General features: G+C 45.3%; 1 pseudogene. It reads right to left on the minus strand.

What is annotated here, in order from left to right:
* Positions 1-349, minus strand: a pseudogene (locus HC176_RS17985) (DNA topoisomerase IB); the annotation flags it as partial.

Here is a 349-nt window from a genome sequence, read left to right on the forward strand (position 1 = left end):
TACCTTTTTTGCCCGTGAAATTGAATTTCATTTTTCCGCGGGAGATCTGCACGTGACGGCTCCTTAATGTTGAAAGACCGTAAGATTTATTTTGCCTGGCGTAGGAATCATTGCCTATCCTTATATGTGTTTCCTCCATAAGCCTTACCACCAGTGCAAGTACCTTTCGCTGCGGCATACCCCGCAGGTCCAGGTCTTCATCTACCCGAGCCCTTATTTTTGGGAGTACTTTCCCGAAGGCATGAAGTTTATAGAATTTGGTGAGATTCCTGAATTTTGTCCAGTCAGGATGGTACATATACTGCTTCCGGCTTTTAGCGTCAAGGCCAACGACCTGTAAATGTCCATT

The organism is Tamlana crocina, from assembly GCF_012037625.1.